Here is a 1921-nt window from a genome sequence, read left to right on the forward strand (position 1 = left end):
AGCGATGGCAGACGATCCCGCCCGGGGCGGCCGGCTCACCCGAGGGGCAGCAACCGCGGTGAACGGCGCCGCAGCAGACTGAGTGGATCGAGGTAGCGGGCCCCTTCGAGCAGGCCCCAGTGCAGGCAGGCGGTGGCGGGGCAGCCGGGATGCCCGGCCACCAGCCGGCCGATCGGCTCGCCCGCGGCCACCGTCCGGCCGGCCGCCACGGTCGGATCCACCGGCTCGTAGGTCGTCCGCAACGATCCGTGGCTGACGGCCGCCACACCTCGTCCGGCGATCGTTCCGGCGAACGTGACGACGCCCCGGCCGGCGGCCCGCACCTGCGTACCCGGGGCGGCCACCAGGTCGACGCCGCGGTGGCCGGGGCCGTACGGCGACGGCGGCGGGCTGAAGGGGCGGCCGAGGACGAGCGGCCCGTCCAGCGGGGCGCGCCAGAGCGGGTCTGATGATGCCGCGACGGCTCGCCCTGGTGACGCCGGGCCCGTGCCGACGCCGCTGTCGAGCACTGCTGGCTGGGTGGGAGCCGGCCGGGTGGGAGCCGGCTGTACGGGGGAGGTGGCCGCTCGGGTGCCGTAGCCGGTCAGCGGGTGCGGCCACCCGGTGGCCACCAGGGCGAGCAGCGCGGCCGTCAGCAGCAGGAGAAGGAACGGGCGGTGTCGGGACGGCGGGATCATGGCGCCTCCGGGGGCGTGCGACGTGCGGGCCCGGGAGCCGGGGCGCGCCCGTGGCGGCCCGCGTCCGCTCCCGCTGCTGCCACGGTGACCGGTGCGGGCCCGGCGGTCACGGCCGGGCGGCTGCCTGTGGACAACCCGCCTGTGGACAACCCGCTGGGGGGCGGCGCGCGGGTGGGCGTAGGATTGGGGAACGGCTCGAACCATCGAGCTGAATCCACACGCCCTTCTCCGCCCGCCCTTCCGGTGCGGCTGGAAGGCTCCCTCGGTCCGCTGCCATCCGCGGCGGTAGGGGCCAGCAGGGCGTCAGGGGCCCTGGCCACTGGCCGGGGCCGGTAACCGAGGTGCGTCGGTACCCCCGGCGCAGAAGGGAGCGACGAGCCGTGGCCGTCGTCACCATGAAGCAGTTGCTCGAGAGCGGTGTGCATTTCGGACACCAGACGAAGCGCTGGAACCCGAAGATGAAGCGTTTCATCTTCACGGAGCGCAACGGCATTTATATCATCGACCTGCAGCAGACCCTGTCCTACATCGACCGTGCCTACGACTTCGTCAAGGAAACCGTCGCGCATGGTGGCACCGTCCTGTTCATCGGTACGAAGAAGCAGGCCCAGGAAGCCATCGAGGAGCAGGCGCAGCGGGTTGGCATGCCCTATGTCAAGGAGCGTTGGCTCGGTGGCATGCTTACCAACTTCTCCACGGTGTACAAGCGTCTCCAACGGCTGAAGGAGCTCGAGGAGATCGAGCTGACCGGTGGTACCGAGGTCCGCACGAAGAAGGAACAGCTCGTGCTGTCCAGGGAGAAAGCCAAGCTCGAGCGGACCCTCGGCGGTATCCGGGACATGACCCGGGTGCCGAGCGCGGTCTGGGTCGTCGACACCAAGAAGGAGCACATCGCCGTCGGGGAGGCCCGCAAGCTCGGCATCCCGGTCGTCGCGATCCTGGACACCAACTGCGACCCGGACGAGGTCGACTACCCGATCCCCGGTAACGACGACGCCATCCGCTCCGCGACCCTGCTCACCCGGGTGGTGGCCGACGCCGTGGCGGACGGGCTGGTGGCCCGTGCGGGCGGGGCGACGTCGGCGGACGTCAAGCCGGAGACGCCCAGCGGGGGGGAGCCACTGACCGAGTGGGAGCAGGAGCTGCTGCGGGGGCAGGCCTCCTCCGCCGACGCGTCGGCGGAGGCCGGCTCCGAGGCGCAGCAGCCGGCCGGTCAGGCACCGGCCACGCCGGCCACGCCGGCC

At 72.5% G+C, this 1921-nt stretch carries 2 protein-coding genes; one reads left to right on the forward strand and one right to left on the reverse strand.

Annotated features, from left to right (window positions below; all coding sequences use genetic code 11):
• Positions 1-35 precede the first annotated feature (35 nt).
• Positions 36-677: a M23 family metallopeptidase gene (locus tag AC5LUJ_RS02010; RefSeq protein WP_250285136.1), complete on the reverse strand. Its 642-nt coding sequence runs from the start codon at positions 675-677 to the stop codon at positions 36-38.
• A 380-nt stretch (positions 678-1057) separates the two neighbouring features.
• Here AC5LUJ_RS02010 and rpsB point away from each other — a divergent pair.
• The coding region (gene rpsB, locus AC5LUJ_RS02015) for a 30S ribosomal protein S2 (protein WP_493464371.1) at positions 1058-1921 on the forward strand (864 nt) is incomplete at its 3' end.

It is taken from the genome of Protofrankia sp. CiP1_Cm_nod3, assembly GCF_982290655.1.